We start from the raw sequence: 15,693 nt of genomic DNA on the forward strand, positions 1-15,693 counted from the left end.
CGTAGGGGGTATCATGCGCGGCTTGTCAGGGAGCCAAATTTGATGTCACAACAGCTAGAACAGGAGCCTCTGGTCGAGGTCCAGGTCGGAAACAGTCGGGTCACCTTGCTGGGGACGGCTCATGTCTCCCGGGCCAGCGCCGACAAAGTCAACGAGTTGCTGGATAGCGGCACTTATGATGCGGTGGCGGTGGAGCTTTGCCCCAGTCGTTTTCATGCCATTCTGGATCCGGATGCGCTGTCACGCATGGACCTGTTCAAGGTGATCCGCGAAGGCAAAGTCAGTATGGTGGCGGCCAACCTGGCACTGGGTGCCTATCAGCAGCGGCTGGCCGAGCAGTTCGATATTGAACCGGGTGCGGAGCAGTTGGCGGCGATTCGTCACGCCCAGGCACACCACAAGCCGGTACTGCTGGTCGATCGCGAGATCGGGGTCACCCTGAAACGGGTGCTGCACAATGTACCCTGGTGGAAGCGCTTCGCGCTGTTTGCCGGTTTGCTGGGTAGCCTTATCTCCCGAGATGAGGTCAGTGAAGCGGATATCGAGGGGCTGAAAGAGGGCGATGTGCTGGAGCATACCTTCGCCGAATTTGCCGAAGACCGCCAGGATCTGTTTGTGCCGCTGATTGATGAGCGGGACCGCTACATGGCGGCGCGTCTGCTGCAAGAGCTGCAGGAGCAATCGCCGGAGCGGGTACTGGCTGTGGTGGGGGCCGGGCACCTGAAGGGTATTCAGTCCTATCTTGCCGCCGGTATGGAGCGGCCGGCCTGGGTGATCGAAAAACTGGATCACCTCCCCTCCCCCAGTCGCTGGCCGAAGCTGATCCCCTGGCTGATTGTGGCGCTGATTGTCAGCGGCTTTGCGATCGGTTTTATGCGAAGTCCCGCGCTGGGTTGGCAGTTGGTGATGGATTGGGTACTGATCAACGGTGTACTGTCGGCGCTGGGTGCATTGCTGGCAGCCGGCCATCCGCTAACCATCCTCACGGCGTTCGTGGCGGCTCCTATCACTTCGCTCAATCCGACGGTCGGGGCCGGTATGGTAACGGCTGCCGCGGAGATCTATCTGCGCAAGCCGCAAGTCGGGGATTTCAGTCGCCTCAAACATGACACTACCGAAGTGCGGGGTTGGTGGCGCAACCGGGTATCCCGCACCTTGCTGGTATTCCTGTTTAGTACGCTGGGCTCGGCTGCCGGAACTTATCTGGCCGGATTTCGCATTTTCGAGCGGTTGGCAGGGTGATGAACACGGTCTTCCTGTGTTGGCGTTGCGGGATTTGCGCATAGGGCAGGCACGGGGCCTGCCCCTAGGGTGGGAGAGAAATCTATCTTAGCGGCTGGTGATCTGTTCAATCCGGTTCTGCATGGCGGCGTAATAGACCACCGGGATCACCACCAGAGTGAGCAGGGTGGAGACCAGCAGGCCAAAGATCAGGGAGACAGCCAATCCACTAAAGATTGGGTCGTCCAGGATGAAGAAGGCGCCGGCCATCGCCGCCAGGGCAGTCAGGATGATCGGCTTGGCCCGCACCACCGCTGACAGTACCACCGCTTCCGCCAGCGGCATCCCTTCCCGTACCTGTTGATTGATGAAGTCCACCAGCAAGATGGAATTGCGTACGATGATACCGGCCAGGGCGATCATGCCAATCATCGATGTCGCGGTAAACTGGCGATCCAACAGGGCGTGACCCGGTAAGATACCGATCAGGGTCAGCGGGATCGGTGCCATGATCACCAGGGGCACCAGATAGGAACGGAACTGGGCCACCACCAGCAAGTAGATCAGCAGCAGACCCACCGAGTAAGCGATGCCCATGTCACGGAAGGTTTCATAGGTGACTTGCCATTCGCCGTCCCATTTCAGGCTGTACTCATACGGATTCTCCGGTTGGCTGAGAAACCACTGCTCCAAACCGTTATCGGTTTTCAACTGTTCCGAGATGGCGAACAGGCCGTAGAGGGGGCTGTCGGTTTTACCGGCCATATCGCCGGTCACATAGACCACCGGCAGCAGGTCTTTATGGTAAATGGCGTGGGCGCGACGGCTTTCCAGTGGGGAAACAATCTCCGACAGGGGAATCCAGTTTCCGCTGTGACTGCGGATAGGCAGGGTGAGCAACTGAGTCAGGTCCGTCTTGTCCCCAGGGTGGTACTCCACCCGGATCGGCACCGCATACTTGAGATTTTCTCCATGCAGGTAACTGACATCTTCGCCGGTCAGCAGCATGCCGAGGGTACGGGTGATCTCCGACTGGGCAATGCCGAGCCGGGTCGCCTTGGCCCGGTCGACCTGCAGAATGATCTTTTCGGACGGATACTCCACTGAGTCATCGACGTCGATAATATCGGGTGTGCGCTGGAACAGCTCGCGTAGCGCTTTGGCCTGGCGGATCTGGCCGTCGTAGTCGATGCCATAGACTTCCGCCACCAATGGCGCCTGAACCGGCGGTCCGGGGGGCAGTTCCACGATCTTGGCGTTACCGTCGAAGCGGCGGGCGATCGCTTGCAGTGGTTCCCGCACGGCCAAGGCTACGTCATGGCTCTTGCGTTCACGTTGTTTCTTGTCCACCAGATTGACCTGAATATCCCCCAGATGGGCCCCCTTGCGCAGATAGTATTGCCGGACCAGACCATTAAAGCTGATCGGCGCAGAGGTGCCGGCATAGACTTGATAATCGGTCACTTCGGCGACCTGGCCGAGATATTGGCCCATGCTATCCAGTACCTGGGCGGTGCGCTCCAGGCTGGTTCCCTCCGGCATATCCAGCATCACCTGAAACTCCGACTTGTTGTCGAACGGCAGCATCTTCAATACCACCGACTGGTTGGCCACCAAGGCGAACGAGCCGACAATCAGGATCAACACCGACAACAGCAGTAGCCAACGCATGGTTCTGCCCCGGCGTCCGGCGAGGAACGGGGGCATGATGCGGTTGAAGAGGCGCCGCATCGTGGGGTTGGTCGAGTCGCCAGCACGGTGTTCGTGGCTCTGATGGGCCATGTGGCCAAGTGCCTTGTTGGTGAGCCAGGGGGTAAAGATAAAGGCCACCGCCAGGGAGATCAGCATACCCAGGCTGGCATTGATCGGGATGGGGCTCATGTAAGGTCCCATCAACCCGGTGACGAAAGCCATCGGTAGCAGTGCGGCGATGACCGTGAAGGTCGCCAGGATGGTGGGGCCCCCTACCTCGTCGACGGCGGCCGGTATGGCTTGCAGCAGATTGCGCCCCCCCATTGCCAGATGCCGATGGATATTCTCCACCACCACGATGGCATCATCCACCAGGATACCGATGGAAAAGATCAGGGCGAACAGGGAGACCCGGTTGAGGGTGAACCCCCAGGCCCAGGAGGCAAACAGGGTGATAGCCAGGGTTACCACCACGGCCGCGCCGACGATCAGGGATTCGCGCCAACCGAGGGCAAACAGCACCAGTATCACCACCGAGACGGTGGCGAAGATCAGCTTGCTGATCAATTTCTTCGCCTTGGTATCGGCGGTTTCGCCGTAATTGCGCGTGACGGTGGCCTTGACATCGTCGGGGATGAAAGTGCCCTGTAACTGATTGAAACGCTGGATTACCGCGTTGGCGATATCCACAGCGTTGGTGCCGGGTTTCTTGGCGATAGCAATAGTGACGGCCGGGGTCGTCTCCGCCATGTGAAGCTGCGTTTCGGCTGCGCCGCGTCCGGTCCCCAGCCAGACATATTGATCCGGCTGATCCGGTCCCGGCCGGATCTGTGCCACGTCACGCAGAAACACCGGTTTACCGGCGTGACTCGCCACCACCAGATCACCGATCTCTTCACTGTTGGTGAGGAAGCTCCCGGCTTGTACCAGGATCTCCCGGTTGTCGCGGGTAACCGTGAGGTCATCCCGGACGCTGTTGCCCGACTGCAAACTCTGGCGAAGCTGGTTAAGGTCGATGTGGTAGCCGGCCAACGCATCCGGGTCGAGGTGCACACTGACTATCCGGGTAGGTGCACCGATCGTGTAGATGTCCCGGGTACCGGGGACACGTTTCAGTTCCGCTTCGATGGCGTGGGCGACTTGTCCCAGTTCGTAGGCGCCGGTACGAGGGTTGTCCGATCTCAGCGTCAGGGTCACGATGGGTACATCGTCTATCCCTTTTGGTTTGATGATCGGTTGCCCCACTTCCAGGTTGGGTGGCAGCCAATCCTGGTTGGAAAAAACCTTGTTGTAGAGGCGCACAATGGCGTCGGTGCGCTCGACCCCTACCCGATACTGCAGGGTGAGTACGGCCATACCGGGACGGGCGGTCGAATAGATGTGCTTGATCTCTTCGATTTCTGAGAGTACCTGCTCGGCCGGCGTGGCCACCAGGTTTTCAATTTCGGTTGCGCTGGCACCGGGAAACGGGATGAAGACGTTGGCAAAGGTGACGTTGATCTGCGGCTCCTCTTCCCGTGGTGTGACCAGAATGGCGAACAGGCCCAGCAGCAGTCCGACCAGGGCCAGTAGTGGCGTAATCTCGGTGGAGAGGAAGCGCTCGGCGATACGGCCCGAGAGTCCGAGTCTACTCATGGGTGGTTCCCTTGGCTGGCGGGTGCCGATTGCAGTTTCAGACGACGCCCCGCCTCGACCGGATCAAGGGCTACCCGTTCACCGGCTTCCAGGCCGGAGAGTACAGATATCTGGGTGCCGTTGCGTTTGTGTCCGGTCTGGATATGGCGTAGCGAGAGTTGCTGATTATCGCCCACGACATAGACGGCCGTCACTTCGCTGCGGTAGACCACGCTGTCCATAGGGACCAGGAGTTGTTGCATTTTGCCGATCTCAAAGCGGGTCTTTACCAGCATGCCGGGAAACAGTCCCGACACACCTTTGGGAAGCTGCAATCTCACCTTGAAGGTGCCGCTGCTGGGGTCGGCAAAGGGGAAGATGGTGACGTCACTGGCTTCAATGATTTCGGCGTCCGGAAGGAGCACACGGGCTGTGGTCTGCTTGCGAATGGCCGGAATCAGGCTCTGGGGGACATCGACGGAGACCCGGAGTTGGTCCAGGGAGATGCCGCTGATCAGCCGCTGTCCCGGAGAGGCGGTCTCGCCTGTTTCGATCAGCCGCTCGGTGACGATGCCGGCATAGGGTGCGCGGATACGGGTATATTCAAGCTGTTCTCGGGCCTGGTTCAGGGCCGCGGCGGCGGCGTCCTGGCGGGCCCGGGATGCCTTCAGGTTTGCCGTTGCCTTATCCATGGCCGATTGCGCCACCAGTTTGCGCTGAAAGATCTCCCGGGTTCTTTCGTACTCCCGGCTGGCCTCTTGCATAACGGCGTTGGCCGCCTTTAGCTCTGCTTCGGCCTGCTCCAGGCGGGCGCGCTGCTCGGTATCCTTGAGCCGGATGATGACGGCGCCTTGCTCGACAAAGTCATCCACATCTACCAGGATCTCCACCACTTGGCCGCTGGTCTGGGCTGAAATAGTGGATTGATTGATCGCCTCAACCACTCCATCCAAGCGGTACTCATGCGGGACCGTGGTCGATTCAACGCTGCCGGTAGCCAACGGTTCGCTGGCGATGGCTGGAGCCAGAGGGAGGATAATGAACAGTAGCAGGCTGAGTGTGAGACGTCGCATCTGTGGCCGTTCTCCTTGTTATGGTCAGCAGTCCGCAGGCTGAATGGATGGCGCCAAAAAAGCAGGTAAGTGGGTGGCTTTTAACGGCTTATGCTATTCGCCCGGTCTGCTTTTATCCTACCGCGACTGGCCGCTTCGGGATAGGGATTCGTCAGCCGTTTTATCAGTGGGATCGCCATAGTGTCGACGATATCCATACTCTCTGGCATGGCGCGGGGGTATACTCGGCGGGGAATTAAACAATGGAGAAACGCAATGGAACTCTTTGCAGTCGCGGTACTGGTACTGGCGGTGGTAATTGTGGTGTTGGGCGCCAAGCGGGTACCGCAGGGAATGGAATATACGGTGGAACGGTTTGGCCGCTATACCAAGACGTTGCGCCCCGGCCTGAATCTGATCGTGCCGTTGGTGGACAGCATCGGTGCCAAGCTGAATATGATGGAGCAAGTGCTGGACGTACCTTCCCAGGAGGTGATCACCAAGGACAATGCCATGGTGACGGTGGATGGGGTGGTCTTCTACCAGGTGCTGGATGCCGCTAAAGCCGCTTATGAAGTGAGTCAACTGACTTACGCTATCCTCAATCTCACCATGACCAATATCCGTACCGTGATGGGCTCCATGGATCTGGATGAGCTGCTCTCCATGCGTGATCAGATCAATGCGAAACTGCTTGAGGTGGTGGATGACGCCACGACCCCCTGGGGTATCAAAGTGACCCGCATCGAGATCAAGGATATCTCGCCGCCTCGAGACTTGGTGGATTCTATGGCCAGGCAGATGAAGGCGGAGCGGGAAAAACGGGCGCAGATCCTGGAAGCGGAAGGCCATCGTCAATCAGCTATCCTCAAGGCAGAGGGCGAAAAGCAGGCCGCTATTCTGGAGGCGGAAGGTGAGCGGGAAGCGGCATTCCGGGAGGCCGAGGCGCGGGAAAGGTTGGCGGAAGCGGAAGCCAAGGCGACCATGATGGTTTCCCAGGCGATTGCGAAGGGTGATGTTAATGCCATCAACTATTTTGTTGCGCAGAAATACACCGAGGCGCTGAAGGAGATTGCCTCCGCCCCCAACCAGAAACTGATTATGATGCCGCTAGAGGCTTCCAGCTTAATTGGCTCGGTGGCGGGAATCGCCGAGATTGCACGGGAAGCCTCCGGTAAAATGTCCCAGGGTGAAGCGTGATGGAGCTACTTGAATCTGCCACCTATTGGCACTGGTGGGTATTGGGGATTGTTCTGGTGGTACTGGAGGTGTTCTCCCCAGGGGTGTTCTTTATCTGGATGGCGGTCTCCGCCGGCATTGTGGGCTTGGCCATGCTGGTACTGCCGGGATTGGGCTGGGAGATACAGATACTGATCTTTGCGCTGTTCAGCGTAGGCGCCATCGTGGCGTGGCGACTTTATCTGGTAAGGCACCCCACCCAGAGCGATCAGCCAAGGCTAAACCGCCGCGGAGAGCAGTATATCGACCGGATATTCACCCTCAGTGAACCGATTCTTAACGGACAGGGCAAGATTAAGGTGGATGACAGCACCTGGAAAATTCACGGTGATGATTGCCCTGCCGGGACCCGGGTCAAGGTGGTAGGGGTAGATGGTGTGGTGTTGCAGGTGAAGGCGGTTGGCGGGGTATAGTGGAATCCCCTTGTTTGCCTATGCTAGCCTTAGCCTGTCCTCTCAATCGGTATCGACAAAAATCAGAATAATGGCAATTTCCAAGTATCGACTGGTATTCACGGGAAAACTGCTCAAGGGTCATAAGCACCCTGAAGTGCAGCAGGCGCTTGCTCAGTTGCTCAAAATCCCCTTGGATCAGGCCGGCCATCTGATTCAGGGATACCGGTTCAGGATTAACCGAACGCTGGACAAGGCCAAGGCTGAGCGCCTGTTGAAAAAGATCCGGGCGCGTGGGGCAGACTGTTCTATCGAGCCGGTGGGTTTTGAGCCGGACAATGCCGGTGACGTGGTCGACACGACAAAAGCGGAGCAGGCAGACGCCGTTACGGAGCCGTCGACAGCACCGGATGAGGCGTTGTCGCTGGACCTGCCTGAATTGACGGCGGAGGACGACCAGACGCGCCCCCTGGCAACTGTCCAGCCTGAGGCGGCCGAGCAGGAAGACGAGGAGATCGTGCTGGATACCTCGATGCCGGACCCGATACCGATGGCCGATCGCGCTGCCTATAAGCCGGACGATGATTCAGAAAATGTCGGTACCTTTTACGAGCGTAGCACGGTTGCCGAATCTGCCGAACAGGCGAGCCAGGACAGGCGTAAGCGACTGATTTTGGTGGCTGTATTATTGGCGGTTGTCGTCGCGGCGGCAGTATGGTTTCTGCTACCGATGTTGCCGGATTCGGCTCCTCCGCCAGTGGTCGCCTCGGCCCCGGCAGCACCGGTCAATCCGCAGCGGGTGGAGACCAATCGCCGACTGGAACAGCTCAAACACAACGTCAAGGTGTGGATGATCCAATACGGATCCGGATTCAACCCCGCTCAGGTAACCCTCGACCGCTTGCAAAAGGATCTGGGTATTGATGAGAAATCCATGCAGGATGGTTGGGGTACCGCGTTGCGGTTTGAGCCGGATGCGGGACGTTATCGGGTGATCTCAGCCGGTCCCGATAAGCAATTTGGAACCTCGGATGACCTAAAGCGGGAAGAAGCAGTAATAAAATAGTCGTGGCGGTGAAGGGTTGTGCGCAAGACGGCCCTGTTCGGCAGGGCTTGGTATCGCGGGGAGCGGCAGGCTACTGGTCAGCGCGTCCCGAATACCACAATGGTTTTGCCTTTCACGTAGACGAGTCCCTGCTCTTCCAGATTCTTCAGTACCCGCCCCGCCATTTCTCGTGAACAACCCACTATTCGACCTATCTCCTGACGTGTGATGCGGATTTGCATGCCGTCAGGATGCGTCATGGCATCCGGCTGTTTACACAACTCCAACAGCGTGCCGGCAACCCGTCCGGTCACATCCAGAAATGCCAGGTGACCGACCTTGCGGCTGGTGTGGATCAGTCGCTGGGTCAGCTGACCACCCAGGGCGTAGAGGATATCCTTGGCGTGAGCCCGTAGTTCACCGTCGAATAGCTGTTCCAGGCGTGCATAGCTGATTTCGGCCAGCATGCAGTCGGAGCGGGTACGAACCAGAACGCTCCGGTTGGACTGGGAAATGAAAAGGCCCATCTCTCCGATGAAATCACCTTTGTTGAGGTAGGTGAGGATAATCTCCTTTCCGTCTTCATCCTCGATCAATATGGTGACTGAGCCATCGACTATATAATAGAGAATATCAGCCCGATCGCCCGGATGGATAATATCCGTTTTCGCTGGGTAGCGGCGTCTGTGGCAGAACGACAGAAACGGCTTGAGGAAGGCGGGTTCCTGTTCTGGTGGCTTGATAATGCTCATGTGCGACCTTCTGGTTAAGGGCTGGGAATGAAACGTTCCACATAGGATTCTAGGTGAGCTCCTCCCGATTGTCGATCTATGCTAGGCTGCAAACCTTTATTAACTTGCGAGTATGTGATGAAAGCACGGGTAAAATGGGTTGAACAGACCCTTATGGTAGGTGAAACCGGGAGTGGGCATGCCATTGTGATGGATGGCCCCCCCGATTTTGGTGGCAGAAACCTGGGTGCCAGACCGATGGAGATGTTGCTTCTGGGTTTGGGCGGCTGCACGCAGTTCGATGTCGTGCATATTCTTCGCAAGGGCCGGCACACTGTCACGCTGTGCGAGGTGGAGCTGGAAGCCGAGCGTGCCGAGACCGAACCCAAGGTGTTTACCAAAATCCATGTCCACTTCAAACTTGCTGGCCCCGGCCTTACCGAAAAGGCGGTAGAGCGGGCGGTTAAATTGAGTGCGGAGAAGTACTGTTCTGCCTCCATTATGCTGGGACAGATGGCGGAAATAAGTCACGATTTTGAGCTGGTGACGCTCTGATCGGCTCGCGTTAGATGCGCTATATATGGAAGGACCTGGTAATGCTCGGGACTGTGCAACGCGGTTCCAATTTATCAGGGGCAGATTGGTTTGTACGCATCAGGAAAGCCGGTTCTTAAACTCCTGATAGCCAAAGGTGCGGACCATTCTTAGTCTGTCGTCTGAGGTCCAGATGGCCAGGGAGGGCAAGTTGACGCCATTGAATGTGGTGTTTTTAACGAAGGTGTAGTGGATCATGTCTTCCAGTACGATCTTGTCCCCTACCTGCAGAGGCTGCGCAAAGGCGTAGTCTCCGATGACATCACCCGCCAGGCAGGTGTTCCCTCCCAGTCGATAGGTGTAGGGTGCCGTTCCCGGCTCTCCGGCACCGCGGACGGCAGGACGATAGGGCATCTCCAGTACGTCCGGCATATGGGCGGCGGCCGAGGTGTCGAGTATGGCGATATCCATGTTGTTGCGCACGATATCCAATACCGAGGCAACCAGGGGGCCGGTCTGCCAGCCGACTGCCCCGCCGGGCTCCAGGTAGACTTCGACGTCGTAGCGCTCACGAAAATCGCGCACCAGACGGATCAGTAGTTCCACATCGTAATCTTTGCGGGTCATTAGATGTCCCCCGCCGAAGTTGATCCACTTCATCTGTGGAATCCAGTTGCCGAACCGCTCTTCGAAAGCTTTCAGGGTCCGCTCCAGGCTGTCTGCACCGCACTCGCACAGGGCGTGAAAGTGGAGTCCTTCGATGCCGTCCAGTGCCTCTGGATGGAACTCTTCCGGGACGACACCCAGCCGTGAAGTGCTGCCGCAGGGGTTGTACATATCAACGTCCACCTCCGCGACCTGTGGATTGACCCGAATGGCGCATGAGACCCCGGCAGCAAGCGCCCGTGGGCCAAATCGTTCCCATTGGCTAAAGGAGTTGAAGGTGATGTGATGTGCCAGCCGCAAAATTTCCGGGAACTCGGAATCGGTGTAGGCGGGCGCGTAGACGTGCACCTCCTTGCCAAACTCTTCCGCGGCGAGTCGTGCCTCATTCAATGAACTGGCGGTGCAGCCGTGCAGTACCTCCCGAATAATCGGAAAGGTGCTCCACATGGCGTAGCCTTTCAGCGCCAGGATGATCTTGCCGCCCGATTCGCGCTGCACCCTTTCCATCACAGCCAGATTGGCGCGCAGCTTAACCTCTTCCAGTACATAGCAGGGGGTTGGAATTCGGGAGATATCCAGAGTCATGGTATGGCTGGCCGTGCTTTACTCGGGAAGGGCGTCGACATCGATGTCCGTTTCGATATCGGTCCAGGGTAAGCCATGCTGATTGAGTGCGTCCATAAAGGGGTCGGGATCGAACTCCTCCATGTTCCAGACGCCGGGTTTCATCCATTTTCCGGTCAGCATCATCATGGCGCCGATCATGGCCGGTACACCAGTGGTGTAGGAGACGCCCTGTGCATTGGTTTCCCGGTAACACTCCTGATGATCGCAGATGTTGTAGACGTAGCGGGAGACCGGTTGGCCATCCTTGCTGCCTTTGACGATACACCCGATGTTGGTCTTGCCGACGGTGCGTGGCCCGAGGGAAGCGGGATCGGGCAATAGTGCCTTGAGAAACTGAATTGGGACTATTTCGCGGCCTTCGAACATGATCGGTTCAATCGAGTCCAGGCCGATATTTCTGAACACCTCCAAGTGTTTCAGATAAGCGTCGCCAAAGGTCATCCAGAAGCGCATGCGCTTGATGCCTTGGATGTTCTTGGAGAGCGACTCCATCTCTTCGTGATACAGCAGGTACATCTTTTTCGGACCTACCTGCTCAAAATTGAACGTGTGGTGGATCTCCATGGGTCGGGTCTCCACCCAGACACCATTTTCGAAATAGCGTCCATTGGCGGTCACTTCGCGGATGTTGATCTCGGGGTTGAAATTGGTAGCGAAGGCGTAGCCGTGGTCGCCGCCGTTACAATCCAGGATGTCCACGGTATCGATCTGATCGAAGTGGTGTTTCTGCATATGGGCGCAGAAGACGTTGGTGACACCGGGGTCAAAACCGGAGCCGAGCAAAGCCATCAGGCCAGCCTGCTCAAAGCGCTCCCGATAGGCCCACTGCCATTTATATTCAAACTTGGCCTCATCCAGCGGTTCGTAATTGGCTGTGTCCAGGTAATGCACGCCGGTCTCCAGGCAGGCATCCATGATGGTCAGATCCTGGTATGGCAGTGCGACATTGATGACCATCGCTGGATCGACCTGCTTAATCAGGGTTACCAGTTCGGGTACATTGTCGGCGTCAACTTGTGCGGTATGAATAGTTGTGCCAGTCTTTTCCGCTACCTCAGCGGCAATTTGATCACACTTGGATTGGGTGCGACTGGCCAGGTGAATTTCGCTGAATACGTCGGGGATCTGGGCGCATTTGTGCGTGACAACCCGACCTACGCCGCCAGCTCCGATAATCAATACAGTACTCATCGTATATGCGTTCCTTGAGTTAAAGGGAGAAAACCAAACGCAGGGCGCCTTCTGTCACAGTTTAGTGTCCAAGTATGACATTTCATATCGGTTCCGACTGGATAGTCGGGACCGACTATCGGGTGGCTGGTTCACGGGACGCCAGAGGGGCGCAATAATAGCAGTTGAACAGAGTACAGTCATCAGACATGTGAGCTGAAACCGCGACGCCTATCGATCACTGTTTTCCACCATTCAGACTTTCGTTGATCAGCTCGATAGGGTGCATGGACCGGATGGGCAGCCCCGCCTGGCGGATACTGCTGGCAAATTGGAGGGCGCATCCGCTGTTGCTGGTTGCCAGGATCCGTGGAGACTGTTCCCGTACCTGTTGCATGGCTCGATTGGCCAGCGCATCAGCCATATCCGGCTGCTCCTGCAAATAGCTGCCTGCCGCGCCACAACATTGGATTTGGTCGAGCAGGGTGAGTCGAATTCCCGGAATCCGGCGTAACAGCTCGGCCGGTTCGTCGGCTGCTTTTATCTGGTGCCGCAGGGTACAAGGGGTATGCAGACTGACAGCGTAGTCAAGTGGAGAGAGTTTTGCCGAATCAGGCCAGTCGCAACGGTTGAGAAATTGGCTGATCTCAAATAGCGGTGCCGCCAGGGGGTGTTGCATCAGTTGCGCGCCGCAGCCGCTGGCCAGATAGATAATCGCTTCCAGGTTTTGCTCGGCGAATGCCTGTTGATTACCCAGTGTCATCGCTTCAGCTTTATGGGGTTCGCCTGAATGCTGGTGCATGGCTCCACAGCAACCCTGATTTTTAGGGATGACCACCGCATAACCGAGACGCGTGAGCACCGCAATGGCGGCATCCAGCGCGCTGCGGTCAATCAGCCTCCCGGCGCACCCGGTAAATAACCCGACACGCCCCTGCTGGGTGGCGGCGGGTTGGTAGAGGTGCTTCCAGTTTCCCACTCTAGGGGGGACGGGCAGCAGGGCGTCCAGTCGCCGCAAGCGGTGACTGCCTAGTAGGCGGAGCAGTGGCCGGAGTCCAGAAAAACGGTAGAGCCACAAAGCTATCCGGCTCCAGCGTCGGTAAGGGGCGTGCGTGATGAGTTGCCGGACGATGCGCTGTAATGGCGGTTTGCGCTGCTTCAGGCGTATCCCGTCGATCAGCTGACTATAGTTTACGGCCGATGGACAGGCTGACTGACAGGCCAGGCAGCCGAGGCAGCGGTCCAGGTGTTGTTTGCCCTGCTCACCTTTGAGTGCGCCGCTGGCAATTCCCTGGATTAGTGAAATCCGCCCCCGGGGCGAGTCGCCTTCTTCTCTAGTTAGGGTATAGGTAGGGCAGTGGGGCAGGCAAATGCCACATTTGACACAGCGATCGGCCTCTTTAAGTAGTTTTTCGTTTTGGTTCACGGAATTTGAATGATTGGCGCTGTCTTCAATCTGGCTTAAAGATGGAGTGGGCTTATTTGGTGGTGGCGGTGGTATTAGCTGCAGAGTGTCGTAGCAGGGGGCGGTGATGTCAATTTATAAGCAATCGAGCGGTGCTGGGGGGGGTTGACATTTAAATTATTATATTAGAAGATATTAATACTTTAAATGCAATGCGCATTTTTAAGTACTCCATCCATCCTCCTTTGGTGGTTTATATTATTATAAGGCGTAGCCTCCCCTGCTACGCCTCTTTTTTTGTCTAAAATAGTTTAACTGGGCCTTGCCAGCCTGCGCTGGGTCCGGTAATATTCGCGCTCTTTTTTGAAGCGCTAGTATTGTTACTCCGCTGGAGCAAGTCAGATGACGACCGTAAGTGCAAAACCCGCAGAAGTGCGCCGCGATTGGTTCGTGGTCGACGCCACAGATAAGACCCTTGGGCGTCTCTCAACCGAGATAGCTCGTCGTTTGCGCGGAAAGCATAAACCCGAATATACGCCGCACGTGGATACCGGTGACTACATTGTTGTAGTCAATGCCGAAAAGATCCGTGTCACCGGCAATAAGATGAAAGATAAGATGTATCATCACCACACCGGTTATATTGGTAACCTGAAATCCATCAATCTGGAAAAATTGTTGGACAAGGCGCCGGAGCGTGTGATCGAGACCGCAGTCAAGGGCATGCTGCCCAAAAATCCACTGGGTCGTGCGATGTTCAAGAAGCTCAAGGTCTTTGCCGGCCCCGAGCATGCGCATCAGGCACAGCAGCCCCAGGCGTTGGATATCTAAAATCCACATAACGGAACAGAAACATGGCCCAAACCCAGAATTATGCAACCGGACGTCGTAAAAGCTCTGCAGCGCGCGTCTTCCTGAGTGCCGGCAGCGGCAACATAGTCGTCAACGGACGCCCATTAGACGAGTACTTCGGTCGCGAGACGGCTCGTATGGTGGTTCGTCAGCCGTTGGAAGTGGCTGATCTGCTGAAAAACGTTGACGTCAAAGTCACAGTTAAAGGTGGCGGTACCACCGGTCAGGCTGGTGCCATTCGTCACGGTATCGCACGTGCACTCTCCGAATACGATGAGGGTCTGCACAGCCCCATGCGTCGTGCCGGCTTCCTGACTCGTGACGCACGCGAGGTTGAGCGCAAGAAGGTTGGCCTGCACAAAGCGCGCAAGCGTCCGCAGTACTCCAAACGTTAAAAATGCCATGGAGCTGTCGTTGTTGGTGGCTCCAAGCATTTGGGGATTCGTCTAACGGCAGGACTACGGACTCTGACTCCGTCAGTGGAGGTTCGAATCCTCCATCCCCAGCCAACACAGCAACTAGCCCGCCTTGTGCGGGCTTTTTGCTGTGCTGGGGTAGGAGGGTGAGAAGCTCCAGCAGGTTCGCCGCGATTGTCGGGAGCAATCGCGCATGTCGAGCGCAGCGAGACAGCCCGTAGGGCCGAGGGCAGGAAGCCCGAGTAATCCTCCATCCCCAGCCACATAGAATTAACCCGCTCCGGCGGGTTTTTTCGTTGAAGAGGAAAAAGACTTCTGGGTGGAGGGCACGAAGTAAGTGCATGCCATCCCTGGTGAACAGCGGCGCTTTTTTTTCGGCTCCAGCCCGGGCATCCTTGCCCGGTCGTTCGACTGGCTGCGATCGTCCACTGGATGATCGGTCTAGTCTCACCCACCTAGGTTCGGCGCGGAGCGCCACGAGGAGCAAAGCGACGAGCCCGAAGGGTGAGGTCATAGGCCGAATAATCCTCCATCTCCAGCCAAATAGAAATAACCCGCTACGGCGAGATTTGTTTGCGGTTATTAACCAATGGGTGCGAGGGGGGGTAAACCCTTCTCGGACGCTCCTTGCTTAACTTAGGAGCTCATTTATAGCATCCACTCTTAAAATGCGGGCGTTTCTCTTCAGATCTTGCCGCTACGGGCTAGTAATAGAGTATGTGCTTTATAAAGCAGGCTTGAATAGAGTCTTTTTTGTAGGCTGTGTCCATTAAAGTAGCTTTTGAGTATGTGTCTCCGAATTACGCTTAATGCTATAAGTGAATCTGATTTGTCGGGTCTTTTCCCTAACTTAATGTCAGAGCTGTATTTATTTCCTTTTATATAGACGGGTGTTGAATGATTTGTTGTGAATTTGCAACAAATGAAGAAACTGTGGTTTTTTTATAAAAAAGTGTTGCAAACCCCTGTATGGAGTACTAGTATCTCCCCTGCACAGCATTTTTCGTAAATTTACTTTTAGCGGGAATCTATAATGA

The 15,693-nt window shown here is 56.6% G+C and carries 13 protein-coding genes and 1 tRNA gene; 8 read left to right on the forward strand and 6 right to left on the reverse strand.

Annotation, left to right across the window (positions count from 1 at the left end):
- Nucleotides 1-42 precede the first annotated feature (42 nt).
- Nucleotides 43-1,242, forward strand: coding sequence for a TraB/GumN family protein (locus tag ACQY5R_RS15615; RefSeq protein ID WP_428609993.1), 1,200 nt, complete (start codon nt 43-45; stop codon nt 1,240-1,242).
- A gap of 87 nt (nt 1,243-1,329) precedes the next feature.
- Here the strand turns inward: ACQY5R_RS15615 and ACQY5R_RS15620 are convergent, their stop codons facing one another.
- The gene (locus ACQY5R_RS15620; RefSeq protein WP_428609994.1) at nt 1,330-4,548 is read right to left on the reverse strand and encodes an efflux RND transporter permease subunit; all 3,219 of its coding nucleotides are present in this window, start codon (nt 4,546-4,548) and stop codon (nt 1,330-1,332) included.
- Nucleotides 4,545-5,600 carry an efflux RND transporter periplasmic adaptor subunit gene (locus ACQY5R_RS15625; RefSeq protein ID WP_428609996.1) on the reverse strand — a complete coding sequence of 352 codons (1,056 nt, stop codon included), beginning with the start codon at nt 5,598-5,600 and terminating at the stop codon, nt 4,545-4,547. The genes ACQY5R_RS15620 and ACQY5R_RS15625 overlap by 4 nt, the downstream gene beginning before the upstream one ends.
- Nucleotides 5,601-5,855: 255 nt before the next feature.
- Here ACQY5R_RS15625 and ACQY5R_RS15630 point away from each other — a divergent pair, with 255 nt between their 5' ends.
- The 3 genes from ACQY5R_RS15630 to ACQY5R_RS15640 all read left to right on the forward strand — a co-directional run bounded on the left by ACQY5R_RS15630 (nt 5,856) and on the right by ACQY5R_RS15640 (nt 8,276).
- Entirely contained in the window at nt 5,856-6,779 is a 924-nt protein-coding gene (locus ACQY5R_RS15630) for an SPFH domain-containing protein (RefSeq protein WP_428609997.1), read from the forward strand.
- Nucleotides 6,779-7,231, forward strand: coding sequence for an NfeD family protein (locus ACQY5R_RS15635; protein WP_428609999.1), 453 nt, complete (start codon nt 6,779-6,781; stop codon nt 7,229-7,231). Before ACQY5R_RS15630 ends, ACQY5R_RS15635 begins: the two co-directional genes overlap by 1 nt.
- Before the next feature lie 70 nt (nt 7,232-7,301).
- A complete protein-coding gene (locus ACQY5R_RS15640) occupies nt 7,302-8,276 on the forward strand; it encodes a hypothetical protein (RefSeq protein WP_428610001.1) in 975 nt (324 codons plus the stop codon).
- Between the two features lie 77 nt (nt 8,277-8,353).
- Here the strand turns inward: ACQY5R_RS15640 and crp are convergent, their stop codons facing one another.
- Nucleotides 8,354-9,007 carry a cAMP-activated global transcriptional regulator CRP gene (crp, locus tag ACQY5R_RS15645; protein ID WP_428610002.1) on the reverse strand — a complete coding sequence of 218 codons (654 nt, stop codon included), beginning with the start codon at nt 9,005-9,007 and terminating at the stop codon, nt 8,354-8,356.
- Between the two features lie 117 nt (nt 9,008-9,124).
- Between crp and ACQY5R_RS15650 the strand changes: the two genes are divergently transcribed.
- Entirely contained in the window at nt 9,125-9,541 is a 417-nt protein-coding gene (locus tag ACQY5R_RS15650; protein WP_428610004.1) for an OsmC family protein, read from the forward strand.
- A gap of 99 nt (nt 9,542-9,640) precedes the next feature.
- Here the strand turns inward: ACQY5R_RS15650 and nspC are convergent, their stop codons facing one another.
- The 3 genes from nspC to ACQY5R_RS15665 form a co-directional block, all read right to left on the reverse strand.
- Nucleotides 9,641-10,771: a carboxynorspermidine decarboxylase gene (gene nspC, locus ACQY5R_RS15655; RefSeq protein ID WP_428610006.1), complete on the reverse strand. Its 1,131-nt coding sequence runs from the start codon at nt 10,769-10,771 to the stop codon at nt 9,641-9,643.
- An 18-nt stretch (nt 10,772-10,789) separates the two neighbouring features.
- Complete coding sequence (locus ACQY5R_RS15660; protein WP_428610008.1) at nt 10,790-12,004, reverse strand: saccharopine dehydrogenase family protein; 1,215 nt, start codon at nt 12,002-12,004, stop codon at nt 10,790-10,792.
- A gap of 217 nt (nt 12,005-12,221) precedes the next feature.
- Nucleotides 12,222-13,409: a (Fe-S)-binding protein gene (locus ACQY5R_RS15665; protein WP_428610010.1), complete on the reverse strand. Its 1,188-nt coding sequence runs from the start codon at nt 13,407-13,409 to the stop codon at nt 12,222-12,224.
- A gap of 381 nt (nt 13,410-13,790) precedes the next feature.
- Here ACQY5R_RS15665 and rplM point away from each other — a divergent pair, with 381 nt between their 5' ends.
- The 3 genes from rplM (at nt 13,791) to ACQY5R_RS15680 (ending at nt 14,749) form a co-directional block, all read left to right on the forward strand.
- Complete coding sequence (gene rplM / locus ACQY5R_RS15670; RefSeq protein WP_428610012.1) at nt 13,791-14,219, forward strand: 50S ribosomal protein L13; 429 nt, start codon at nt 13,791-13,793, stop codon at nt 14,217-14,219.
- Between the two features lie 23 nt (nt 14,220-14,242).
- Complete coding sequence (gene rpsI, locus ACQY5R_RS15675) at nt 14,243-14,635, forward strand: 30S ribosomal protein S9 (RefSeq protein WP_428610014.1); 393 nt, start codon at nt 14,243-14,245, stop codon at nt 14,633-14,635.
- Nucleotides 14,636-14,675: 40 nt separating this feature from the next.
- A tRNA-Gln gene (locus tag ACQY5R_RS15680) sits at nt 14,676-14,749 on the forward strand.
- Nucleotides 14,750-15,693 lie beyond the last annotated feature (944 nt).

The sequence above is a fragment of the Sedimenticola sp. genome (assembly GCF_050289425.1).
Lineage (GTDB): Bacteria > Pseudomonadota > Gammaproteobacteria > Chromatiales > Chromatiaceae > Sedimenticola.